The organism is Pseudomonas gozinkensis (assembly GCF_014863585.1).
Classification (GTDB): Bacteria; Pseudomonadota; Gammaproteobacteria; order Pseudomonadales; family Pseudomonadaceae; genus Aquipseudomonas; species Aquipseudomonas gozinkensis.
Genome location: NZ_CP062253.1, coordinates 4,039,195 through 4,062,727 on the forward strand (window position 1 = coordinate 4,039,195; position 23,533 = coordinate 4,062,727).

24 protein-coding genes are annotated in these 23,533 nt (G+C 61.0%); 12 read left to right on the top strand and 12 right to left on the bottom strand.

The window, feature by feature from the left end:
• Positions 1-4: 4 nt before the first annotated feature.
• Together lpdA and IHQ43_RS17815 are read left to right on the top strand one after the other, a co-directional pair.
• Positions 5-1,378 (top strand): dihydrolipoyl dehydrogenase, encoded by a 1,374-nt coding sequence (lpdA, locus tag IHQ43_RS17810; protein ID WP_192561521.1) that lies wholly within the window; start codon positions 5-7, stop codon positions 1,376-1,378.
• Between the two features lie 247 nt (positions 1,379-1,625).
• A complete protein-coding gene (locus IHQ43_RS17815; RefSeq protein ID WP_192561522.1) occupies positions 1,626-2,645 on the top strand; it encodes a branched-chain amino acid aminotransferase in 1,020 nt (339 codons plus the stop codon).
• Between the two features lie 52 nt (positions 2,646-2,697).
• Here IHQ43_RS17815 and IHQ43_RS17820 read toward each other — a convergent pair whose 3' ends face one another.
• The 3 genes from IHQ43_RS17820 to IHQ43_RS17830 all read right to left on the bottom strand — a co-directional run bounded on the left by IHQ43_RS17820 (position 2,698) and on the right by IHQ43_RS17830 (position 5,598).
• Positions 2,698-3,537 carry a TIGR03915 family putative DNA repair protein gene (locus IHQ43_RS17820; RefSeq protein ID WP_192561523.1) on the bottom strand — a complete coding sequence of 280 codons (840 nt, stop codon included), beginning with the start codon at positions 3,535-3,537 and terminating at the stop codon, positions 2,698-2,700.
• Entirely contained in the window at positions 3,534-4,754 is a 1,221-nt protein-coding gene (locus tag IHQ43_RS17825) for a putative DNA modification/repair radical SAM protein (protein WP_064597572.1), read from the bottom strand. The genes IHQ43_RS17820 and IHQ43_RS17825 overlap by 4 nt, the downstream gene beginning before the upstream one ends.
• Positions 4,755-4,833: 79 nt before the next feature.
• On the bottom strand, positions 4,834-5,598 hold the full coding sequence (locus IHQ43_RS17830; RefSeq protein ID WP_192561524.1) for an ArsR/SmtB family transcription factor: 765 nt from the start codon (positions 5,596-5,598) through the stop codon (positions 4,834-4,836).
• Positions 5,599-5,677: 79 nt separating this feature from the next.
• Here IHQ43_RS17830 and IHQ43_RS17835 point away from each other — a divergent pair, with 79 nt between their 5' ends.
• Positions 5,678-6,778 carry a cytochrome P450 gene (locus tag IHQ43_RS17835; protein WP_192561525.1) on the top strand — a complete coding sequence of 367 codons (1,101 nt, stop codon included), beginning with the start codon at positions 5,678-5,680 and terminating at the stop codon, positions 6,776-6,778.
• 19 nt (positions 6,779-6,797) lie between these two features.
• Here the strand turns inward: IHQ43_RS17835 and IHQ43_RS17840 are convergent, their stop codons facing one another.
• Complete coding sequence (locus IHQ43_RS17840; protein WP_192561526.1) at positions 6,798-7,112, bottom strand: helix-turn-helix domain-containing protein; 315 nt, start codon at positions 7,110-7,112, stop codon at positions 6,798-6,800.
• A 511-nt stretch (positions 7,113-7,623) separates the two neighbouring features.
• On the opposite strand from IHQ43_RS17840, the gene IHQ43_RS17845 reads away from it, so the two are divergent.
• The 3 genes from IHQ43_RS17845 (at position 7,624) to IHQ43_RS17855 (ending at position 8,835) form a co-directional block, all read left to right on the top strand.
• Positions 7,624-7,995 (top strand): DUF6124 family protein, encoded by a 372-nt coding sequence (locus IHQ43_RS17845; protein ID WP_192561527.1) that lies wholly within the window; start codon positions 7,624-7,626, stop codon positions 7,993-7,995.
• A 9-nt stretch (positions 7,996-8,004) separates the two neighbouring features.
• Positions 8,005-8,286, top strand: a complete 282-nt coding sequence (locus IHQ43_RS17850; RefSeq protein ID WP_007952929.1) for a hypothetical protein — start codon at positions 8,005-8,007, stop codon at positions 8,284-8,286.
• A 213-nt stretch (positions 8,287-8,499) separates the two neighbouring features.
• Complete coding sequence (locus IHQ43_RS17855) at positions 8,500-8,835, top strand: hypothetical protein (RefSeq protein WP_192561528.1); 336 nt, start codon at positions 8,500-8,502, stop codon at positions 8,833-8,835.
• A gap of 70 nt (positions 8,836-8,905) precedes the next feature.
• Here IHQ43_RS17855 and IHQ43_RS17860 read toward each other — a convergent pair whose 3' ends face one another.
• Entirely contained in the window at positions 8,906-9,316 is a 411-nt protein-coding gene (locus tag IHQ43_RS17860; protein WP_192561529.1) for a hypothetical protein, read from the bottom strand.
• 43 nt (positions 9,317-9,359) lie between these two features.
• Positions 9,360-9,698: an FKBP-type peptidyl-prolyl cis-trans isomerase gene (locus tag IHQ43_RS17865; RefSeq protein WP_192561530.1), complete on the bottom strand. Its 339-nt coding sequence runs from the start codon at positions 9,696-9,698 to the stop codon at positions 9,360-9,362.
• Positions 9,699-9,858: 160 nt separating this feature from the next.
• Here IHQ43_RS17865 and IHQ43_RS17870 point away from each other — a divergent pair, with 160 nt between their 5' ends.
• Positions 9,859-10,935: a sensor domain-containing diguanylate cyclase gene (locus IHQ43_RS17870; protein ID WP_192561531.1), complete on the top strand. Its 1,077-nt coding sequence runs from the start codon at positions 9,859-9,861 to the stop codon at positions 10,933-10,935.
• 8 nt (positions 10,936-10,943) lie between these two features.
• On the opposite strand, the gene IHQ43_RS17875 is transcribed toward IHQ43_RS17870, so the two are convergent.
• Positions 10,944-11,252: an RcnB family protein gene (locus IHQ43_RS17875; protein ID WP_007952935.1), complete on the bottom strand. Its 309-nt coding sequence runs from the start codon at positions 11,250-11,252 to the stop codon at positions 10,944-10,946.
• A gap of 416 nt (positions 11,253-11,668) precedes the next feature.
• Here IHQ43_RS17875 and tcuC point away from each other — a divergent pair, with 416 nt between their 5' ends.
• The gene (gene tcuC, locus IHQ43_RS17880; RefSeq protein ID WP_192561532.1) at positions 11,669-12,961 is read left to right on the top strand and encodes an MFS transporter; all 1,293 of its coding nucleotides are present in this window, start codon (positions 11,669-11,671) and stop codon (positions 12,959-12,961) included.
• Between the two features lie 10 nt (positions 12,962-12,971).
• Positions 12,972-13,742, top strand: coding sequence for a substrate-binding domain-containing protein (locus IHQ43_RS17885; RefSeq protein WP_192561533.1), 771 nt, complete (start codon positions 12,972-12,974; stop codon positions 13,740-13,742).
• Here IHQ43_RS17885 and IHQ43_RS17890 read toward each other — a convergent pair.
• Positions 13,732-14,646, bottom strand: coding sequence for a LysR family transcriptional regulator (locus tag IHQ43_RS17890; RefSeq protein WP_192561534.1), 915 nt, complete (start codon positions 14,644-14,646; stop codon positions 13,732-13,734). The genes IHQ43_RS17885 and IHQ43_RS17890 overlap by 11 nt on opposite strands.
• A gap of 303 nt (positions 14,647-14,949) precedes the next feature.
• Between IHQ43_RS17890 and IHQ43_RS17895 the strand changes: the two genes are divergently transcribed.
• A complete protein-coding gene (locus tag IHQ43_RS17895; protein ID WP_192561535.1) occupies positions 14,950-16,758 on the top strand; it encodes a monovalent cation:proton antiporter-2 (CPA2) family protein in 1,809 nt (602 codons plus the stop codon).
• 53 nt (positions 16,759-16,811) lie between these two features.
• Here the strand turns inward: IHQ43_RS17895 and hcnC are convergent, their stop codons facing one another.
• From hcnC to IHQ43_RS17915, 4 genes are all read right to left on the bottom strand, one after another.
• The gene (hcnC, locus tag IHQ43_RS17900; protein WP_192561536.1) at positions 16,812-18,071 is read right to left on the bottom strand and encodes a cyanide-forming glycine dehydrogenase subunit HcnC; all 1,260 of its coding nucleotides are present in this window, start codon (positions 18,069-18,071) and stop codon (positions 16,812-16,814) included.
• Complete coding sequence (gene hcnB / locus IHQ43_RS17905) at positions 18,064-19,473, bottom strand: cyanide-forming glycine dehydrogenase subunit HcnB (RefSeq protein WP_192561537.1); 1,410 nt, start codon at positions 19,471-19,473, stop codon at positions 18,064-18,066. The genes hcnC and hcnB overlap by 8 nt, the downstream gene beginning before the upstream one ends.
• The gene (hcnA, locus tag IHQ43_RS17910) at positions 19,470-19,784 is read right to left on the bottom strand and encodes a cyanide-forming glycine dehydrogenase subunit HcnA (protein ID WP_192561538.1); all 315 of its coding nucleotides are present in this window, start codon (positions 19,782-19,784) and stop codon (positions 19,470-19,472) included. The genes hcnB and hcnA overlap by 4 nt, the downstream gene beginning before the upstream one ends.
• A 403-nt stretch (positions 19,785-20,187) precedes the next feature.
• Positions 20,188-21,126 carry a hypothetical protein gene (locus IHQ43_RS17915; protein ID WP_192561539.1) on the bottom strand — a complete coding sequence of 313 codons (939 nt, stop codon included), beginning with the start codon at positions 21,124-21,126 and terminating at the stop codon, positions 20,188-20,190.
• A gap of 297 nt (positions 21,127-21,423) precedes the next feature.
• Between IHQ43_RS17915 and IHQ43_RS17920 the strand changes: the two genes are divergently transcribed.
• Positions 21,424-22,107: a response regulator transcription factor gene (locus IHQ43_RS17920; protein ID WP_007952956.1), complete on the top strand. Its 684-nt coding sequence runs from the start codon at positions 21,424-21,426 to the stop codon at positions 22,105-22,107.
• Entirely contained in the window at positions 22,085-23,479 is a 1,395-nt protein-coding gene (locus IHQ43_RS17925; RefSeq protein WP_192561540.1) for a sensor histidine kinase, read from the top strand. Before IHQ43_RS17920 ends, IHQ43_RS17925 begins: the two co-directional genes overlap by 23 nt.
• Positions 23,480-23,533: the final 54 nt, after the last annotated feature.

Sequence of the window (23,533 nt, forward strand, 5' to 3'; positions counted from 1 at the left end):
TGGCATGCAATCTCTGAACACCACGCTGTTGATCATCGGCGGCGGCCCCGGCGGTTACGTGACGGCCATTCGTGCCGGGCAACTGGGCATTTCGACCATTCTGGTCGAGGGCGAATCGCTGGGCGGCACCTGCCTGAACATCGGCTGCATTCCGTCGAAAGCGCTCATCCATGTGGCCGAACAGTTTCACCAGACTCAACACCACAACCAGCATTCGGCACTGGGCATCAGCGTTTCGGCGCCGACCCTCGACATCACCAAAAGCGTCGAGTGGAAGGACGGCATTGTCGATCGCCTGACCACCGGCGTCGCCGCGCTGCTGAAGAAGCACAAGGTTCAGGTCATCAACGGCTGGGCCAAGGTCATCGACGGCAAGACCGTGGAAGTCGGTGACACCCGCATCCAGTGCGAACATCTGGTGCTGGCCACCGGTTCGAAAAGCGTCAATCTGCCGATCCTGCCGATTGGCGGGCCGATCATTTCGTCCACCGAAGCGCTGGCGCCGAAGTCGATTCCGAAACGTCTGATCGTGGTCGGTGGTGGTTACATCGGTCTGGAGCTGGGCATTGCCTATCGCAAGCTCGGTGCCGAGGTCAGCGTGGTCGAGGCGCAGGATCGGATTCTGCCGGCCTACGACGCCGAACTGACCCAACCGGTACACGACGCGCTGAAGCAACTGGGCGTGAAGCTGTACCTGAAGCACAGCGTGCTGGGCTTCGACGGTACGTTGCAGGTGCGCGATCCGAATGGCGATACCCTCAACCTGGAAACCGATCAGGTGCTGGTGGCTGTGGGTCGCAAACCCAATACCCAGGGCTGGAACCTCGAAACGCTGAATCTGGACATGAACGGCTCGGCGATCAAGATCGACGGCCGTTGCCAGACCAGCATGCGCAATGTCTACGCCATCGGCGACCTGAGCGGCGAGCCGATGCTCGCCCACCGCGCCATGGCTCAGGGCGAGATGGTCGCCGAGCTGATCAGCGGCAAGACCCGCGAATTCAGCCCGACCGCCATTGCCGCGGTGTGCTTCACCGATCCGGAACTGGTGGTGGTCGGCAAGACGCCGGACGAGGCCAAGGCTGCGGGACTTGACTGCATCGTGTCGAGCTTCCCGTTTGCGGCCAATGGTCGGGCAATGACCCTGGAATCGAAAACCGGTTTCGTGCGGGTGGTCGCTCGTCGGGACAATCATGTGATTGTCGGCTGGCAGGCGGTCGGTGTTGGCGTATCGGAACTGTCGACCGCATTTGCGCAAAGCCTGGAAATGGGTGCGCGACTGGAAGACATCGGCGGCACCATCCACGCGCACCCGACCCTGGGTGAAGCGGTACAGGAAGCGGCATTGCGCGCCCTCGGGCATGCGTTGCACCTATGATTTGATCGTTCCCATGCTCTGCGTGGGAACGCAGCCCGGGACGCTCTGCGTCCCAAAAGGCCGAACGCGGAGCGTCCGATGAGGCATTCCCACGCAGAGCGTGGGAACGATCAAGCACGAACTATCTGTCTGTCATCCGATAGTCCGGGCTGCGAAACCGCTCAAGAATGAAGTATTGTTGTGCCCATCCAAAAAAACGTCAGAAGCCTTGAACCGCTTCGGCGGTTGTTCAGTGATAGAGGGTGTCATGGGTAACGAAAGCATCAACTGGGACAAGCTGGGTTTTGACTACATCAAGACCGACAAACGCTATCTGTCGTACTTTCGCAACGGCGAGTGGGACAAAGGCACCCTGACCGAAGACAACGTGCTGCACATCAGTGAAGGCTCCACTGCCCTTCACTATGGCCAGCAATGCTTCGAAGGCCTGAAGGCCTATCGTTGCAAGGACGGCTCGATCAACCTGTTCCGTCCGGACCAGAACGCCGCGCGCATGCAACGTAGCTGCGCCCGCCTGCTGATGCCGCATGTGTCCACCGAGCAGTTCATCGAAGCGTGCAAGGAAGTGGTTCGCGCCAACGAGCGCTTCATCCCGCCTTACGGCACCGGCGGCGCGCTGTACCTGCGCCCGTTCGTGATCGGCGTGGGTGACAACATCGGCGTGCGTACCGCACCTGAGTTCATTTTCTCGGTGTTCGCGATCCCGGTCGGCGCCTACTTCAAGGGCGGCCTGACCCCGCACAACTTCCAGATCTCCACCTTCGACCGCGCCGCGCCACAAGGCACCGGTGCCGCCAAGGTCGGTGGCAACTACGCCGCCAGCCTGATGCCGGGCTCCCAGGCCAAGAAAGCGCACTTCGCTGACGCCATCTACCTGGATCCGCTGACCCACAAGAAGATCGAGGAAGTCGGTTCGGCCAACTTCTTCGGGATCACCCACGACAACAAATTCGTGACCCCGAACTCGCCATCGGTACTGCCGGGCATCACCCGTCTGTCGCTGATCGAACTGGCCAAGTCCCGTCTGGGCCTGGAAGTGATCGAAGGCGACGTGCTCATCGACAAGCTTTCGGACTTCAAGGAAGCCGGTGCTTGCGGTACCGCTGCGGTGATCACTCCGATCGGCGGCATCAGCTACAACGACCACCTGCACGTGTTCCACAGCGAAACCGAAGTCGGCCCTGTCACCCAGAAGCTCTACAAAGAGCTGACCGGCGTACAGACCGGCGACGTCGAAGCGCCAGCCGGCTGGATCGTCAAGGTTTGACCTGACGGCCAGAAGCACAAAAGCCCCCATCGAGTGATCGATGGGGGCTTTTTCATTCGCTTCGCTCGCCGGCCTTCATGGCAATCCGCTTGCCCGCGCGCCCGGCAATCCCGCTCGCCTGTCCGTTCCGCTGCTTGCCCATTCGCGCCTGGGTAATCAATCCGGGAATCAACTCCCCCTCCGGCAGGTTCTTCCAGAACCGCGTCGGCAAATGCCCCTGCATGACCTTTTCGTTCAACCGTGCCGGGTTGAAGATGTGGCTGTAATACGTCAGCCATAAATCACCGTGGGGATCGTCGACGTTCTGCGCCAGTTGCTGCCACTCCACCGGGCACTGACGTTGATGAATCAGTTGTTCGCCATCGTAATAGACCCCGTCGCGAGGCGTGGCGATCAGCCAACGATGCCGTCCCATGCGCCCGATGAAGTGTTCGCTGGCGCTGTGCAGGATGTCGTGGGCCGGTTCGTGCCACGCGACGTATTGCGGCCCCGGCAGTTCTGGCGGACGCTCGATGAAACGCACGAACGCATGCAGATGATGGGCTTCGCGCTGCACCTGCTTGATCCGCCGCTGCAACTCGCTGCCCAGCTTGTCGCCGGCCATCATTGCCGTGCGGTCGCCGTGGCTGACCCGCCACAGCACTTCATACAGCAGGCTCCAGCGCTGATCGCCCCGGTAGCGTGACGCTTGTTCCAGGGTGTCGAGCAACACCCGCGGAATCCGCGCCTGAAACGGCCCCTGGCCTTCGGGTACTGCCACGTCACTGGCAAACAGATCACTCACCCCTTCCGACGCCCAGCTCACCAGACTCGGATCGATTTCATGGCTGAGCAGCCAGCGGGCCTGCTGACGCCAGGTGTCGAACAGGTCATCGCAATCGAGGTTGATCATCCCCACAGCCCCATCTGCTGCGGCATCGGCCGGTCGCGCAATTGCTGATAAAGCATCTGGCTGGTGACTTCCGCCTGTTGCGGGTGGTAATCGCTGGTGATGATGAACGGTTTGGCCTTGGCCAGCACACAACGCATGCGCGCCACGTCTTCGTAGCGAATGCGCCGCTGTCGACGCAGCTCCACCAATCGCTCGGTGGTACGCAGACCAATGCCGGGAATGCGTGAGATCAACGCCGGTTCAGCGCGATTGAGGTCCAGCGGAAACACCTCGCGATTCTGCAGGGCCCAGGCCAGTTTCGGGTCGATGTCCAGCGCCAGATTGCCCGGCCCCTGCAACAACTCACCGGCGGTATAGCCATAACCACGCAACAGAAAATCAGCCTGATACAAGCGGTGCTCGCGCATCAATGGCGGCGCAGCCAGTGGCACGCTTTTAGGGCTGTCGGGAATCGGGCTGAACGCCGAGTAATAGACCCGGCGCAGACGGAAGTTGCCATAGAGCGCCTGCGCGCTGTGCAGGATCGTGCTGTCGTCGGTGTCATCGGCACCGACGATCATCTGCGTGCTCTGTCCGGCCGGGGCGAATTTCGGTGCGCGGGGTTCGTTGAGCACCGTCTGCACGCCGGTATAGATGGTGTTCATCGCCTGCTTGATCGAGCCGATGTGTTTCTCCGGCGCCAGGGTTTGCAGGCTGGCATCGGTGGGTAATTCGATGTTGACGCTCAATCGGTCGGCGTAACGCCCGGCCTCTTCGATCAGAGCAGGGTCCGCATCCGGGATGGTCTTGAGATGAATGTAGCCACGGAACTCATGCTCTTCGCGCAACAGCTTCGCGACGCGCACCAGTTGCTCCATGGTGTAGTCCGCCGAGCGGATGATCCCCGAACTGAGGAACAACCCGCTGACGCAGTTGCGCCGGTAGAAATCCAGGGTCAGCGTCACCACTTCCTCTGGCGTGAAACGCGCACGCGGCACATCGCTGGAGCGGCGGTTGACGCAGTACTGGCAGTCGTAAAGACAGAAATTGGTCAGCAGAACCTTGAGCAACGACACGCAACGCCCGTCCGGCGTGTAGCTGTGACAGATGCCCATTCCATCGGTCGAACCCAGCCCGCTCTTGCCCTCGGAGCTGCGCTTGGGCGCGCCACTGCTGGCGCAGGAGGCGTCGTACTTGGCGGCGTCGGCGAGAATGCTGAGCTTGTCGATGATTTGCATGGCAGGGACTCGATACTGTTCGCATATACAGTATAGAGTCAGCCCACAGGCCACAAGCCGTAAAACGACCCTTCGTCAGTCAGGCTCGTTGCGCTCGGCTGCCAGCCGCCACGGTCGAGGATTTACGCACTGGGACAGGTTGAGTCGACTCGGGCCACGTCACCCCGAATCGCGCCGCCATTTCCTTGCGCCCCAACATCGTCAACGTCAGCGCCCGACTGTCCAGATCCTGCGTCACCCATTTGCGCTTCAACGCCGCCTGCAATAACGCCGCCCCGAGCGAACCGCCCAGATGCGGCCGGCGCATGCTCCAGTCCAGGCACGGGCAGGCAAAGCGGCGGCGCATCGTCGACAGATCCTTGACCTCAATGCCCAGCCCTTCAAAAAACGCCTCGCCACTTTCACTGAGGCGATAAACCTGCTCATCGGTTTCCACCAGCCAACCGCCCTCCAGCAACCGGTCATGCAACAACACCGCCAGCGTTCCGGCCATATGGTCGTAGCAAGTGCGAGCGAATTGCAGGCGATCCGGCGTGTGCGGCTTGAAGGTCGGCGCGGGGTTCTGGCCGATCACCATCAGCGCTTCCAGCGCCTGGGCCACGCGTTTGTCAGCGAGGCTGTAATAACGATGGCGGCCCTGCACGTGCAGGCGCACCAGCGCCAGATCCTTGAGCTTGGCCAGGTGCGCGCTGGCGGTCGAGGCGCTGACGTCGGCGAGGGTCGCCAGCTCCGTGGCGGTACGGGCGTGGCCGTCCATCAGCGAGCACAGCATTTTGGTCCGCGCCGGTTCCGCGATGGCGGCGGCCACTTGCGAGACGCCGATGTCTTGATGTTCTGCGTGCATATTTCGCTCCCGGACGAATCATCGCCCTCAAGGACTGGAGATAGTAGCAACACTTTCCCCATCGACAAGGTTGCGATCCATGGACCCGATCATCGCTGCGACTCACGCCGATCCCTATCCCTACTACGCCGAACTGCGCGCGGCGGGCGGGCTGAGCTTTCATCACGGACTGAAACTGTGGGTTGCCAGTAGCGCCCGCGCGGTCTGCGCGGTGTTGGCGCATCCGGATTGCCGGGTGCGTCCGGTGCAGGAACCGGTGCCCAAAGCCATCGCCGATGGCATGGCGGGCAAGGTGTTCGGCCAGTTGATGCGTATGAATGACGGCGAAGCTCAGCGTTGCCCACGTTCGGCCATCGAGCCGCCGTTGGGGTTGTTTGATCGGGAAGAAGTCAGCGCTCTGGTGTCCGCGCGGTTGATCACGGACGATGCCGACGGCCTCTATAAAGCCATGTTTCGCGGCCCGGTTTGCGTGGTCGCGGCGCTGCTCGGATTCACCCCGGCGCAGGCGCGGGTCATCAGTGAACTGACGGCGGATTTCGCGGCGTGCCTGTCGCCGCTGAGCAATGACCTGCAACTGACGGCGGCCCATCGGGCGGCGGAGCAATTACGCGGATACTTCATTGAGTTGCTGGCGGATCCGAACCCGTTTCTCGCCGACATTCGCCAGCGTTTTGTCGGCGATGAGGACGTGCTGCTCGCCAACCTGATCGGCCTCTGTTCGCAGACGTTCGAGGCTACCGCCGGGCTTATTGGTAATGCGTTGGTGGCTTTGCAGCGTCAGCCTGAGTTACGCGCGGCGTCAGTGGATTCGTTGCTGGCTGAAGTCCAGCGCTTCGACCCGTCGGTACAGAACACCCGCCGATTTGTGGCAAACAGCTGCGAAATCGACGGCGTTCGGCTGGAATCGGGCGACGTGATTCTGGTGTTGCTGGCCTCGGCCAATCGCGACCCGGCACTGAATGAAAACCCGGATCGCTTTATGCCGGATCGCTCGAACCGCCGCAGCTTCACGTTCGGCAGCGGTCGGCATCAATGTCCCGGACAGATGCTGGCAATGACGATCGCCAGCGCCACGCTCACCGAAATCCTCGCCCGCGACATTGATCCGGGAAGATTCACGTGGCACTACCGGCCTTCGCTGAATGGACGAATTCCGATGTTCAGCGAGGTGCAGATTTGAGCACCGCGGCAATCAAGGATCAGGTGGCCCATTCCAGGGATGCAGGCAACTGGAAACAGAGGTCTACTTCCAGTTTTGCGGCGGCCGACAGGTTGACCAGCGCATCCAGCGAGAACTTGTCGATTTTGCCGTTGAGTACGTCGTTGAGACGCGGCTGAGTGATGCCGAGACGCTTGGCCGCCTCTTTCTGCGGAAGCTCCCACGCACGAATCGTCTCGCAAAGCGTGCGCATCAGCTTGGCCCGCAGACGCATGTTGGCCGCTTCCTGCGGCGTGTCTTCCAGTGCATCCCAGATGCTTGAGAAACGCTGGGGTGGGTTTTGATGATCCTTCATGGTTTCACCTGTTCCTGGCATTTGAACGTGCCACGCAGGCTATATCGAAACCGATATAAATCAAGCTCGAAGTGGCTTATTAAATATTCGGTATCACAAAGAGGATGTTTACAAGCAAGCACGCTTCACAGGCCGGCGGCGACCTCTTATGTGAGCCATAAAGCCTGACAAATGAAGCATCATTTTGCCCGCATCCGGGAGGCTACATTGCCTTGCGCCTTTGCCTACAACTACGCCAGAATCCGCCGGCTTGTGCGGTTTTGAGGGCGTCGGTAACTTGGTTCGCGTCACTGAATGGTCAGTGATCGGGTTTAGTCGCTCGGTATTACCTTCAAACTGCATAACGCTCCAGACAGACAGGTTTTCAATACCTGCGCTTAATGGTAGCTGTGCGCAGGGCACCTTCGGGTGCACCGGTTTGGAAGGTTGCCGGTCGACTAACCTGCGTATAGCTGCCACCTTTTTCGTTTAGTCGCGAGGTGGTGTCGGCATCACTTTGGAAACCTTCGAAATGTTCAAAATCACACCGAATCCTCCCGAAACAGATGTCGAAACTGATTCAGACCCAACTTCGCCCTACGCCTCCACCGACTCAAAAAAACTCCACGAAGCCGCCGAGCGCGCCCTCGACCATTACCTGAAACCCACCGCCCCGAAACAACACTGCCCCGGCCGCATGTTCCTCGTCGCCCCCGACCTGGATCAACATGCCCTGCTGGCCCACGCCTGCGAATCGATGACTTCGGCCAGCGTGATGCTCAGCGACTTCGCCGCGCTGCTGGACCCGCCCTACCGCAGCACCGTGCTGGGCATCGCCCAAGTGGTGATGTGTGGCGAACTCGCGGTGAACCGGGCGCTGGACACTCTCGATGCCACGACCTGAGGAACACCCATGGAAAGCAAATCCGATGCACACATCGTCGCCGCCCTGATCTCCATCGGCCTCAACGAGAAAGACAGCCAATGGGCCCAAAAGGCCTGTCTGCTACTGCTCGAGAGCGAACGAAAATCCATCGTCAGCGCCGCACTCACCGCCCTCACCCAACTCGCCCGTGACCATGGCGAACTGGATCGCAACCGCCTGCTGCCGGCACTCACCAGCGTAAAACGGCGATTTCCAAGCCTGACCGGCACGGTTGCCGCGACGCTGGATGAGATGGCGATGGCTGCGTAACACCTAGGGCACAAGGCAAGAAAAAACCCGCTGCCTCCGTGAAGGGAGACAGCGGGTTTTGTTTGCAGATGCGATCAGCGCCGAAAGTCAGACAGGATAAACGGTGTATGACTCTCAAGTAACGGTCGACCTCTTCCAGCGAATGCAGTCCTTCACTGGATGAAACGACGGCCTCCTGTTCATTCTTGCGAGTCAGATTTTGGGAGCCAAGAAGTGAGCCTGACCTATAAAGACCCATCCATTAGCCACAATGAGGCAGTGAGGTTTCTTCAAAGCCCCTCAGACGAGGATGTTATCCAAGCTTTGATTTCTATTGGTCTCAATGAAGAAGACAGAATCTGGGCTCAGCAAACCTGCCTGAAGTATTTCGCCAGCAGCAATGAGTCGGTTGTCGCATCTGCCATTACCGCTTTGGGCCACATTGCTCGAAGGCACGGCGAGCTGGACAAAGACATTGCCTTCGCAGCGCTGGATGAAGTGAAGACAAGATTCCCTTCGCTAGAAGGCGTGATTTCAGACACGCTTGACGATATTGAGGCATTTACCTGATTTAAAGCCCTTGCAGAACGTTGTGATCAGGGTTTCACCTCATCACAACGGGCTTTATGTGCAAACGCGATCACCGCCGAAAGTCAGACAGAATGAAAGGCGTATACCCCCTCAAGTAAGTCTCGACCTCTTCCAGCGAAAGCAACCCGTCACGGGACGAAACAGTGGCTTCTTTGTCATCGTCGCGGGTCACTGTCACGGTGTAAGCGCCCTCCTTCTCCAGCAAAACGCCGGTGAACCTGACCTTCTGCCCGTCTTCCTCGGCGAAGGAAATTGCGGACAGTGGCTTTGACACCAGGGCCTGAGCCTTGCTGGCCAGAAAGGCTTTGCGCCGTGCAAGTACATCCTTCCCGACGAACCACAAAAAAACCATCGTGGCCGCCATGATTACCAGCTCGATGTTGTACATCGATCTCCGTCTTCCCGGGTGTTCGATAGTCAACCACGCAACGGTTTCGTAAATGATCTGTTCAACATCCATCGACCTGATCCTTGAGCCGTTCGAACAAGATGACCTCCGGTCATCAATCCTCCCGCGTCAACACTTCCAGCAACTCAATCTCGAACACCAGATTCGAATGCGGCGGAATCTTGCCCATTGTCCGCTCGCCATAACCCAGATGCGCCGGCACCAGCAGCTTGCGCTTGCCGCCCACCTGCATGCCCATGATCCCCTGATCCCAACCCTTGATAACCCGGCCCGTGCCGATCACGCACTGAAACGGCTTGCCCCGGCTCCAGGACGAATCGAATTCGGTGCCGTCTTCCAGCCAACCGGTGTATTGGGTGGTGATCAACGCGCCTTTGACGGCGGCTTTTCCGTCACCGGGCTGAAGATCGATTATCTGCAGTTCATCATTCATAACATTCGCTCTATTGTTCCGCTGGCCGCCGTTTTCCCAGAAATGCCGGCCATTGGCAACCGTTTGACCCAAGGTTGCCGCTGTTTCCGGCGTTGGCCGTGAATTAAGATAGCGACACGCCATCACTCCCGGATCGATACGCCATGCCAGCGACGCTTGAATGACTCAACTCTGGATCAGCTTCGCCATTGTCGTCGTGCTGATGGTCGTGATCGCCGTTCTGATCCGCCGAGTGCGCGAGCTTCGTCAGCAACTCGCCGAGTATCGCGAACTGCTCACTCGCGCGGCCGAGGGCCAGAACATCCGTCAGGATGGCGACGCCGACCGCTTCAAGCGCAGCCAGTATTTCGCCCGGATCGGCACATGGGACTGGGAAGTCGACACCGACCGGCTCTACTGGTCGGACGCAATCTTCGGCATGTTCGGGTTCAAGATCGGCGAAGTGACGCCTTCCTACGCTCTGTTCTGCTCCTGCGTACACCCCGAAGACCGCGCCAAGGTGCGCGCCGGGGAATTGCGCTGTCTTGAAACCGGCGAAAACCACGATGAGGAATACCGCGTGGTCTGGCCCGACGGCACGATTCGCTGGCTGCGGGAAACCGGCAATGTGGTACGCAACGATCACGACGCGGTGATCAAGATGATGGGCGTGGTGCGCGACATCACCGAAGAAAAGGCCTCGGCCAGCTACCTCCAGCACCTGGCCCACTTCGACCCGTTGACCGGCCTGCCCAATCGGCTGGTGCTGGAAGAACGGTTATCGGAAGCACTGGAACATGCGCGGGTGACCGAAACGCGGGTGGCACTGGTGTTTATCGATCTCAACGGTTTCAAAGCGATCAACGACCGCTACGGCCACGCCGCCGGCGACCGCGTTCTGATCACCACCGCCACACGCCTGAAACGCATCTTGCGGGTCAGCGACACCGTCGCGCGGATCGGCGGCGACGAATTCGTGGTCATCCTGCAAGGCCTCGCCCCCGGCCTGAACCTGCAGGACGAAGCCCGCAGCATCTGCCAGAAAATCTTCATCGAACTGTCCCCGCCGATCCCCATCGGCAACGAACAACGCCACATCGGCACCAGCCTCGGCGTAGCCGTATTCCCCGACCATGCGCCGACCATGGATCGGTTGCTGCACATTGCGGATCTGGCGATGTACGAGGCTAAACGCAGCGGGAACAATCAGTATCGATTGGGCGGCGGGCAGACGCTGAGTCATGGCCGGACTGATTGAGCCCGACGCTATTTCTCCACCGGCTGAATCGCCACAATCGTCCCGTTGGTGATCATCACCATCACGTACTTGTCATTGATCTGCACCCACTGCGCCTGCGGCTCCGGTTGCTTGAGGCCTTTCTGTTTCCAGTTGGTCAGAGCTTTTTCGCTGCGCTGATAAATGTCCGGGGCGCGGTCGTTGACTTGCAGTTCGCGGCCGTCGACGGGGGAATGTTCGACGGTAGAGGTCGAGGTTTGCGCCGCTTGAACGAGGGGACTGATCCCGGCGATGCCGGCGACGAGGGCCAGGCTGGCGATTAGGGTCTTGTTGTTCATCGGTGAACCTCCTGAAATGTGTGATACCTGAACTCCGACTGCGGGGTTCTGGAATCATTCCTTGTATTTTTTGCCCGGACTGGCTGGGAGATTGTAGTCGCCGACCAGTCAGCCATCGCTGGCAAGCCAGCTCCCACAATAATTGTGGTGTTTACAGAATCGCTGAGCACACCACCAAAACTGTGGGAGCTGGCTTGCCAGCGATAGGGCCGGCACATTCAAAACTTGCACTGTCTGACACACCATGACTTGCATGCCAGCCCCCCCACAATAACCCCGATTAATCCGGCATACGCATCAATCCATGCCAACAATGCAATTAACAAATCGATCCCTGCGCGCCACTATCCGCCCCAATAAGAACCGTGCGCCGCCTCCCCGTCGCGCACGTCATAAAAGCGGTGGAGTATTTTTCGATGACAGCCTCAATCCCACACGGCGGCTCGCGGGCCGGCGCCATTTTCCGGGTGACCTCGGGTAACTTCCTCGAACAGTTCGACTTCTTTCTGTTCGGTTTCTACGCCACGCAGATCGCGGCGGTGTTCTTTCCGGCGAGCAGTGAGTTCGCGTCCCTGATGATGACCTTTGCGGTGTTCGGCGCAGGCTTTTTGATGCGTCCACTGGGGGCAATCGTGCTCGGCGCGTACATCGATGACGTGGGTCGGCGCAAAGGTTTGATCGTCACCCTGTCGATCATGGCCAGCGGCACGATCTTGATTGTGCTGGTGCCCGGATACGAAACCATCGGCCTGTTCGCCCCGGCGCTGGTGTTGATCGGGCGGCTGCTGCAAGGCTTCTCCGCCGGTGCCGAACTGGGCGGGGTTTCGGTGTATCTCTCGGAGATCGCCACGCCCGGACGCAAAGGCTTTTTCACAGCCTGGCAGTCGGCCAGTCAGCAGGTGGCCATCGTCGTCGCCGCTGCGCTCGGTTACGGTTTGAACCAGTGGATGGCGCCGGAAGCCGTCGCGGATTGGGGCTGGCGGATTCCGTTTTTCGTCGGCTGCATGATCGTGCCGTTCATCTTCATCTTGCGCCGCAATCTGGCGGAAACCGAAGAGTTCGCCGCCCGCAAACATCGCCCAAGCATGAAAGAAGTGTTCCGCACCCTCGGCCAGAACTGGGGCGTGGTGCTCGGCGGGATGCTGATGGTTGCCCTGACCACCACCGCGTTTTACCTGATCACCGTGTACGCGCCGACCTTCGGCAAAACCGTGCTGCACCTGAGCACATCGGATGCGTTGCTGGTGACGCTGCTGGTGGGCGTTTCCAACTTCTTCTGGTTGCCGATTGGTGGCGCGTTGTCCGACCGCATCGGCCGCCGTCCGGTGCTGATCGCCATGTCGCTGCTGGCCCTGGCAACCACGTATCCGGCGCTGTCGTATCTGGTGCAGGCGCCGAGCTTCAGCCACATGCTGCTGTCGCTGCTGTGGCTGTCGTTCATTTATGGCCTGTACAACGGCGCGATGATTCCGGCGCTGACCGAGATCATGCCGGTGGAAGTGCGGGTGGCGGGTTTCTCGCTGGCTTATAGCCTGGCGACGGCGGTATTCGGCGGCTTCACGCCGGCGATGTCGACCTTCCTGATCCAGTACACCGGCGACAAAGCCGCACCGGGTTACTGGATGAGCATCGGTGCACTGTGTGCGTTGTTCGCGACGCTGTATCTGTATCGCCGGGCCGGCGGTCGTCTGCAACCTGTTACTGCCTGAGAACACCACCATGAAAAAACTGTTTACCGTTACCGCCCTGCTCGCCGGTCTTGCGTTCAACGTTGCGGCTCAGGCCGAAGAACTGCGGGTCATGACCTCGGGCGGTTTCACCGCCGCCTACAAGATCCTCGGGCCGAAATTCGCCACCGCCACCGGGAACACGCTGGACACCCAACTCGGTCCGTCGATGGGCAAGGCGCCGGAGGCAATCCCCAATCGCCTCGCCCGTGGTGAAAAGGCCGACGTGGTGATCATGGTCGGCTATGCCCTCGATGATCTGATCAAGCAAGGCAAGGTCGACCCGGCTTCGCGGGTGGAACTGGCGGACTCGCGAATCGGCCTGGTGGTGCGCGAAGGCGCGCCGAAACCGGACATCAGCAACGTCGACGCGCTGAAGAAAACCCTGCTCGATGCCCAGTCGGTGGCCTACTCCGACAGCGCCAGCGGCGTGTACATCGAGCAGCAATTGTTCAAGAAACTGGGGATCGAAGATCAGCTGAAACCGAAGGCGAAGATGATCCCGAAAATCCCGGTGGGCTCAGTGGTCGCGACCGGCGATTATCAACTGGGCTTCCAGCAGGTCAGCGAATTGCTGCCGGTGCCGGGGGTGAGTTTTGTGGCGAAGATTCCGGAGTCGGTGCAGTCGGTCACGCGGTTTGCAGCGGGGATTCCGGTGGGTGCGCAGCATCCAGAAGAAGCGAAAGCCTTGCTCGCTTATCTGGCCGCACCTGCCGCCCAGCCTGACGTGCAGGCCACCGGGCTGGATTCGGTCAAGCGCTGACCGTCGGCGGCTGGACTTTCATTTCCACCACCAGCCGCTCAAGTTCCAGTGCCGCCGGGGTCAGCGTACGACCCCGGCGTTTGATGATGCCGACGCTGCGCATCACTTGCGGGTCGGTCAGCGGCACCCGCGTCAGGATCGGATGATCCGCCGCCGGCATCGCCATCAGCGGCACCGCTGCCACACCCAATCCCGCTTCCACCAGACCGATCATGGTCGTCACATGCCGCGTCTCGCAAATGCCCGGGCGCTGCGGCACCACGTTGGCCAAAGCCTGATCCAGCAGAAACCGGTTGCCCGAAGTCTTGTCCAGCGAGATGTAATCCTGCCGGTAGAACTCGTCCCAGGTCACGCTGCTGCGCCCCGCCAGCGGATGATCGCGGCGACAGGCGACCACGTAGCTTTCCTGCACCAGCGGCTCGAAATCCACACCCGCCTCCTGGGTGCCCATGAAACTCAAACCGAAATCCGCCTCGCCGTTGACCACCGCGCCCAGCACGTCGTGGGCGCTGGAGTCGAGGACTTTGACTTTGATTCGCGGGAACTGCCGGTGATAACGGGCGACCACGCTCGGCATGAAGTAGTACGCCGCCGAAGGCACGCAGGCGACCGTGACATGGCCGAGCCGGTTCGAGGCGACTTCGCTGATGCCCAGCAATGCCACGTCCAGATCGTCCAGCAAACGTTCCACGCTGGGCATGAAACCGCGGCCGGCCTGGGTCAGGCTCACCTTGCGCGTGGTACGTTCGAACAGCTTCACGCCGAGGGCGTCTTCAAGCTTTTCGATGCGCCGGCTCAGGGCCGGTTGCGACAGGCGCACGGTGTCGGCGGCCTTGCGAAAACTGCCCTGCTCGACCACCGCGCGAAAGGCTTGCAGGTCGTTGAGGTCGAAGTTGATGGCCATGGAAGACTCGCAAGGAATTGATTCGCTGAGGCTATAAATGTAACCAATTGATGCAAATTATTACAGAAGCACATCTGCTCAAGCCTGTGCTGCCCTAGAGTGTTCACATAGCCTGAGATCGCCCGAGCCCCTTGTGGGAGCGAGCTTGCTCGCGAAAGCGGTGTGTCATTCAGCAGACAGGCCGTCTGACACGCCCTTTTCGCGAGCAAGCTCGCTCCCACAGTTGGATCGTCAGTGGATCTTGAATCGTTGCAACCTTTATCCTTGTCGCCCCCCGCCGTACCGCGTTACTGGAGTCCGCTCATGCCCCATGAAGGCAATCTGTTACAGGCCGCCGTCGTCTTTCTCTTCGCCGCCGTGCTTACCGTCCCCCTGGCCAAGCGCCTGCAACTGGGCGCGGTGCTCGGTTATCTGTTTGCCGGGGTGATCATCGGCCCGTCGGTGCTGGGCCTGATCGGCAATCCGCAAAGCGTCAGTCACATTTCGGAACTGGGCGTGGTGCTGCTGTTGTTCATCATCGGTCTCGAGCTGTCGCCGCGACGCTTGTGGGTGATGCGCAAATCGGTGTTCGGCGTCGGTCTGGCGCAGGTGCTGCTGACCGGTTCGGTGATCGGTGTGCTGGCGCTCTCGGTGTTCGGCCAGCCGCTGAACAGCGCGATTGTCTTGGGCCTGGGCCTGGCGCTGTCGTCCACCGCGTTCGGCCTGCAAAGTCTGGCGGAACGCAAAGAACTGACCAGCCCCCATGGTCGCCTGGCGTTTGCGATTCTGCTGTTTCAGGACATCGCGGCGATCCCGTTGATCGCCCTGGTGCCGATGCTCGCGGGGGTCGATCACCACACCAGCACCGCCGACGATGTGCGCCACAGTTTGCAGGTGCTCGGCGGCATCGCGGTGGTGGTGATCGGCGGACGTTATCTGTTGCGTCCGGTGTTCCGCGTGGTGGCGAAAACCGGTCTGCCGGAGGTCTCTACCGCCACCGCGTTGCTGGTGGTGATCGGCACCGCGTGGCTGATGGACATGGTCGGCGTGTCGATGGCGCTGGGCGCGTTTCTCGCCGGCCTGCTGCTGGCGGATTCGGAATATCGCCATGAGCTGGAAGCGCAGATCGAACCGTTCAAGGGCCTGCTGCTCGGGCTGTTTTTCATCAGCGTCGGCATGGGCGCCAATCTCAGTCTGCTGCTCAGCGCGCCGATCACGGTGCTGGGGCTGACGCTGTTGTTGATCGCCCTGAAGTTGCCGTTGCTGTTTGTGGTCGGACGCCTGGCGGGTGGATTGAGCAAGGTCAGCGCGATTCGCCTCGGCATCGTGCTGGCGGCGGGTGGTGAGTTTGCGTTTGTGGTGTTCAAGATCGGTCGCGATCAAGGCCTGTTTGAACCGCGTCTGTATGACCTGCTGGTGCTGACCATCACCCTGTCGATGGCCGTCACGCCGTTGTTGCTGCTGATCTGCGCACGGTTGGTCAGCCCGAAGGTGCAGCCGGTGGAAGTGCCGGAGAAATTCCGCCAGATCGAGACCGAAACTCCACGGGTGGTGATTGCCGGCATGGGCCGGATGGGTCAGATCGTGGCGCGGATTCTGCGGGCGCAGAACATCAAGTTCGTGGCGCTGGATACTTCGGTGGAAACCATCGAGTTGTCCCGCAGTTTCGGTGGTGTGCCGGTGTTCTACGGTGACCCGATGCGACCGGAAATCCTCAGCGCGGCCAAGGTCGGGGAAGCGGAGTATTTCGTGATTGCCACGGATGATCCGGAAACCAACATCAAGACCGCCGAGATCGTGCGCAAGCTCTACCCGCACATGAAGATCATCGCCCGGGCGCGTAACCGGCAGCATGTGCATCGGTTGGTGGATGTGGGGGCCGAGCCGATCCGGGAAACGTACTATTCCAGTCTGGAAATGAGCCGCCGCACGCTGGTTGGCCTCGGCTTGACCCAGGCCCAGGCCGATGCGCGGATCAAGCGCTTCAAGCACCACGACGAACAAGTGCTCGAGGCTCAACACGCGGTGTACGACGACGCGGCCAAAGTGCTGCAGACCGCGCAGGAAGCGCGGGCGGAACTGGCCCGGTTGTTCGAGTCGGATCAACTGGAAGAACAGTCCAGCACGTCCTGACGTTTGCAGAGTTCCAAATGTGGGAGCGAGCTTGCTCCCACAGGGAACTGTGGTCAGGCCATCTCTAGTTCGAGTTTCGTCTCAACGGGCGCCACTGCAAACCGGTCCGCCAGAAACGGCGTGATGTCCAGCGGCAGCGGTTCATCGTTGACCAGTTTGTCCAGCAACACCCCGGTGATCGCCGATGTCAGCACCCCGGTGCGGAAATGCCCGCAGGCGTTCAGGTAACCCTCCACTCCGGCCATCGGCCCGAGAATCGGCAACTCATCCGGCGAGCCCGGCCGCAACCCGGCCCAGGTGCGCTTGAGGTTGATGTCCGCCAGTTCCGGCAGACAACGCACCGCGCCCTGCACCAGCCCGGCGATTTCCGGCCAGGTGGTGGTGACGTCGAAGCCCTTGTCCTCGGTGGTGCTGCCGATCAGGATCTCGCCGTTGTCCTTCTGCGCCATATAGCAGTCGCTGGTGGTCAGGCAACCGTTGAGGATTTTCGGCAGGCGTTCGGTCAGCAGGATCTGGCCTTTCACCGGCTTCACTGGAATACGAATTCCCGTGGCCCACTCGCTGAGATCTGCCGCCCACGCACCGGCAGCGTTGATCAGGGTCTTGCAGTGAAACACCCCGGCTTCAGCCGTTTGTACACCGGTCACCCGCGTGCCGTGATGCAGCACACCGGTGATGTTGGTGTTGACGAACAGGTCAACACCATTCTGCCGAGCGCCTTCGGTGTAGGCATCGGCGAGGCGGAACGGGCTGACCTGATGGTCGCAAAGAAACTCCAGCGCCCCGCGCGCTTCATGGCTGACGCTCGGCTCGGACTCGCGCAATGCAGCCTGATCGAGCCAGCGCACCTGATCGGCCAGGTGCGGGATGCAGCCGACAATGTGTTCGGCGTACAACCGGTCTTCATCGTCATAGATCACGAATTTGAGCCCGGTCTTCTCGAACTTGAAATCCATCCCGTGGTTGTCTTTCAGCTCACGGTGCAGCGCCGGGTACAGCGCGTTGGACTGCAAGGCGAAATCGAAGAACGACGGCGGCAGGATGTGCGGCGTGCTGGCATCCACCGCCACCGCCGCGCCCTGGGTTTCGCGCTTGCGGTTAGCCGACATCATGCGGAAGAAAATCACCCCGCAACCCAGCCCCACCGACTCGCCGATGGCCCACAGGCCGCCAGCCGAGGCGCGGGTCGCGTTGCCCGGACGCTTGGCGTCGATCAGCGCGACCTTGAGGCCTTTGCGCTTGGACAATTGATAGGCGATGGACGCGCCAATCACACCGCCGCCGGCGATGACCACGTCATAGAACTTACTCATGGGAAACGGCCTCCGTGCCGAGGGACTGGAACGCGGAAAAGGGAATCGGATCAATCGGGAAACGCGGCCGCAGCCAGCCGACATCCTTGCGCCCGGTAGCCTGACGCAAGCGGTCGCTGCAATAACCGACACACATCCGCCCCTGACAGTCGCCCATGCTCACGCGGGTGCGCATTTTCAGGCTCGCGATGTCCTGCACGCCCTGCTCCAGCGCCCGGTCGATGTCGGCACGGGTCGCGTGTTCGCAGCGGCAGATCACCGTATCGGCGGCCGGCAATGCGGTCTGCCCGACCCCGCGTTCGGTGTAGCGGTCCACCGCCGCGCGGAAACGCACGATGGCTTTTAGTTTGCTCATGTAGCGGTCGCGGCGGACTCGTGCCAGTTCCTCTTCCAGCACACCGCGTTGCAGCAGGATCGAGGTGGCGGCGATCTTGCCGGCCAGCATCGCTGCTTCACCGCCGCGAATCCCGCCCATGTCACCGGCCAGATGCACGTGGGGTTCGCTGCTTTGCTGCCAGATGTTGGCGTTGGCGCGCAGGTAACCGTCGTCGCTGAAGCCGTGATCCAGACCCATCTGCTGACTCAACTGGGTACGCGGAATGAAGCCGTAGCCGACCGCAAGCGTCTTCGCCTCGAAGCGTTCGACGCGGCTCATGTCCGGCTCCCACGTCGCCGAGTACGGCGCCACGCTGACGCTTTTCAGTTCACCTTCGCCGTGCGCTTCGACCACGCCCCAGCCGTAGTGCATCGGGATGCCGTGCAGTTTGAGATAGGCGAGCATGCTCAAACCATCGAGAAACAGTTGCGGCTTGTTCAGCAGCGCCAGACTTTCCCTGGCGATCTTGCCGAACGCGCAGGCCTCGTAGACCCCCGCCACGCTCACGCCCGACGCATGCAACTGGGTCGCCACCAGCGGCAACAACGGCCCGGTGCCGGCGATCACCACCGGCCCCTGCGGTTTGACCACGCCGCTCTTGATCTGCAATTGCAGGCCGCCGAGCATGATCACGCCGGGAAAGGTCCAGCCGGGAAACGGCACGCTGCGTTCGTGGCAACCGGCGGCCAGCAGCAACTGCGGGTATTCGATTTCGTGCAGACGCTCGTCGCCGTCCAGCACCAACAGCGAGCGCGCACCTTCGGCGCCGACCACGCGGTGGTTGAGACGCACGTCAATCAGCCCGGACTGCTCCTGGAAATCACCGTGCAGTTTGCCCAGGGCCTCGGAATAGCGCGGCCCCAGGTAATCCAGCTGCACACCGTCACGCAGCGGCCCGCGATAGACCACGCCGCCAAGGCGCGACGCCTCTTCAAGCAAGGTGCAGCGCACCCCGTGCAGGGCCAGTTCGATGGCCGCCGCCATTCCCGCCGGGCCACCGCCGACGATCACCGGATGCAGGCTCATACCCCCTCCTGCCCGTGAATACGGTTGGCCTGGGTTTCGATCAGCATGCCCTCGCGCACCACGGTCTGGCAGGCGCGGCGCTTGTGCCGGCCGTTGATTTTCACCAGGCAGCACTGGCACACGCCCATGCCGCAATAGGCACCGCTGATCTGGTTGTGATCGTTGCGCGCGACCTGGCGTACGCCGAGGGACTGAATGACGCTGAGCACGGTTTCGCCGATGGCGGCGCTGACCGGCTGGCCGTTGATGTGGACAGTCATATCCGCCTGCGCCAAAGGCTGGATATCGAAGGTTCTTTCTAGGCAGTTCATTGCGATGATCGTCCGTGAAAATTCAGGTGAGTTGTTATGTCAGCCCCCTGCTGCACTACACCTGGCGTCCCGTTTAATTCTTCAATACGAGCGGGTTTGCGTGGTACTCCGTCAGCGCAACAGGTTGCGCACGACACAACTGTAGTCGAAGTCGCGACAAGGGCCTGGAACATTTAAGTTAGGAGATATCGCCACTGGAAATATTGATCCAGGCCAGTGAAACGGCGACGCGCTCGTGAGTCTGTCTGGTGAAAAACGCAAAAAGCCGCTTCAACCCGAAGGTGGAAGCGGCCAAGGCATATGCCTCAAGGAATCAGTGCACGAACAGGGCGATCAGGATGATGATCGGGATTGGAACGCCGAGGAAAAACAGCAGTAGTGAGCGCATGGTGATTCTCCTTGATTAACGGACTGGCGGCAGCGTGGTCGTGGTGTAGGTTTCGACTTCGACGTACTCGACTGCATCCCGGCGGCGACCGCCGAAGGTGGCCGAAAGGCTGGCGAAGAACGCACCGGCCAGCAGCGCGATGAACATCCACAGCGTGGTCCAGGCAGCGACTTTGGCAGCGGTGTCGGCGGCTTGTTGCGCTTTAACCTTGGCGTCGGCGATTGCCTTCTGGGTGCGGGCGTAGATTTCATCGACCCGACGTTCGGCGTCGGCCTGGGTCAGGTTGGTACGCTGCGCGACCAGTTGGGCGAGGTAGGTACGGTCTTCGGCGCTGAGCTGACCGTTGGCCAGGCTCTGGGCGAAGATCCGGGTCACGGTGCCACGGGCGGCGTCATCGCTGACGGCAGCAGGACGATCGTCGCGGAACAGACTGTCGACGAAGTAGCCGTACTGATCGCTGTCAGTGTTGGCCGCTGCGGTGCCGGCTGCTTGTGTCATCGCACTGGCTGCGCCACCGGCAACGCTTGCACCGGCCTGCACGCCACCGCTGACGATGCTGCTGACCGAACCGACCACCAGCGTCGCGGTGACCAATGTCGCCACACACCAGGCGAGGAAGCCATGGGCGGTGTCGCGGAAATACACCTCGTCACCGTGCATGTTGGCCCATTTGACCCGCAGGCGACCGGCGATGTAGCCACCGAGTCCCGAAGCGATGATTTGCGTGGCGGCCAGCCAGATGATCGTTGAAATGCCCAGGCCCTTGGCGCTGACGCCCTCCCCGGCCCACGGTGAAACAGCGGAAAAGCCCAGACCGAAACCCAACAGCACCAGAATCAGCGACAGTGCCGCCGCAGCGGCAGCCCCTGCGAAGATCGCGCCCCAGGACACGCCCGAGACGTTGCTCGACTCTCCTTCGTAGGCAGGATAAAACCCATCAGAGGATCTATTCATTGTTGTAGTGCTCCAGGCATGAAAAATGGTGTTACAACTCGTCATCAGAGGAATTGCAGTGACCGTGCCAGTCGCCAACATTAAATAAATCGTTTGGATTCAATCAGTTAAAAAGTCTGAACTTCCAAGGACCATGCAATTTGCAACAACGGGTCGATAGCAGCGGGTTTTATGCATTGGCACAAAAGCCCGGCCGTAGCGTTTGTATCCGCTACAACATGAAAGTTAATTTAAAGCGTCAACGCAAAATCTTGGCAAAATGCTGCCATTGCGTTTGAACAGACCAGCAGGCCCACCATGACTCGCATCCTGACCATCGAAGACGACGCCGTGACCGCCCGGGAAATTGTCGCCGAACTGAGCAGCCACGGCCTCGACGTGGACTGGGTCGACAACGGCCGTGAAGGCCTGGACCGCGCCGTCAGCGGTAACTACGACCTGATCACCCTCGACCGCATGCTGCCGGAACTCGATGGCCTGGCCATCGTCACCACTCTGCGCACCATGGGCGTGGCGACGCCGATCCTGATGATCAGCGCCCTCTCCGACGTCGACGAGCGCGTGCGTGGCTTGCGCGCCGGCGGCGATGACTACCTGACCAAACCGTTTGCTACCGACGAAATGGCCGCGCGAGTCGAAGTGTTGCTGCGTCGGCAGAACAGCAACGGCGCCCAGCCGACCACGTTGCAGGTGGCGGATCTGCAACTCGATCTGATCAGCCACGAAGCCCGCCGCGCCGAGCAAGTGCTGACGCTGCTGCCGACCGAGTACAAATTGCTGGAATTCCTGATGCGCAACAGCGGCCAGATCCTGTCGCGGATGATGATTTTCGAAGAGGTCTGGGGCTATCACTTCGACCCCGGCACCAACCTGATCGACGTGCACATCGGCCGCCTGCGCAAGAAGATCGACCCGCCGGGCAACGTCCCGCTGATCCGCACGGTGCGAGGCTCGGGTTATGTCATTGCCGAACCCGTCTGACGGTTGGCGTTCTTCCAGCAGCCGGCTGCTGGCGCTCTACAGTTCGTTGTTCGTGGCCTGGAGCGCGATCCTCATGGGGGTCATGTACTTCGAGGTTTCCGGTTACCTCGACAACCTGGCCAAGCACTCGCTGATGCAACGCCAGCACCTGTTTTCGCATTTTCGCGGCGACCAGCTGGAAGACGCGCTCGCCGCCAGCATGACCTTCGACATTCGCGGCATCGACGCCTACGGCCTGTTTGACGCCCAGCACCGTTACCTCGGCGGCGCGTTGCAGAAGATCCCGGATGGCCTGCCGCTCGATGGCAAAATCCACATGCTCAGCGAATGCGCCGACTCCGACGACCCGACCCTGCCCAACGACAGTTGCGACGCGGTAGCCACACCGACCCGTGATGGCCGCTGGCTGGTGTTGCTGCGGGACAACGGCTCGCTGTTCGCGGTGACCAGGATCATTCTGCATGCGTTGCTCTGGGGCGTGTCGCTGACGATTGTGCCCGGGATCATCGGCTGGCATTTGCTGCGTCGGCGACCGCTGCGGCGGATCCGGGCGATCCAGGCCAGCGCCCAGTCGATTGTCGCCGGCGACCTGACCCACCGTTTGCCGCTGTCCAATCGCCGCGACGAGCTGGACATGCTCGCCGCCATCGTCAACGCCATGCTCGATCGCATCGAGCGCTTGATGAACGAAGTCAAAGGCGTGTGCGACAACATCGCCCATGACCTGCGCACCCCGCTGACCCGTTTGCGCGCGCAGTTGTATCGCATGCAGCAGCAGGCCGGCGAAGGTTCGCCGGAGGCGGCGCAACTGGATCTGGTGCTGGCCGAGGCCGATACGCTGATGGCGCGGTTTCGCGGTTTGCTGCGAATTTCCGAGCTGGAAGATCGTCAGCGTCGCTCGGGGTTTGTCGAACTCGATGCGGTGTTGTTGTTGCAGGAACTGCACGAGTTTTATCTGCCGCTGGCTGAAGACGACGAGCTGCGTTTCGAGCTGAACATGCCGGAAACCCTGCCGATGCTGAACGGTGACCGGGCGTTGCTGTTTGAAGCGCTGGCGAACCTGTTGAGCAATTCGATCAAGTTCACCCCGGCCGGTGGCACAGTGGTGTTGCGCGGGGTCAATGATGCGGGGCATACGCGGATCGAAGTGCATGACTCCGGTCCCGGCATTCCCGAATCCGAGCGGGAGGCGGTATTCCAGCGTTTCTATCGTGCCGAGGGCGGACAACTGCAGAATGGCTTTGGCCTGGGGCTTTCGATCGTCGCGGCGATCGTCAACCTGCACGGGTTCAGCCTTGAGGTGGGACGCAGTGAGCTGGGTGGGGCGAAGCTGGTGCTGGATTGTCGGCAGAGCCTGATTTCACAGTCGTGAAGAGATCGTTCCCACGCTCCGCGTGGGAATGCAGCCCGGGACGCTCCGCGTCCC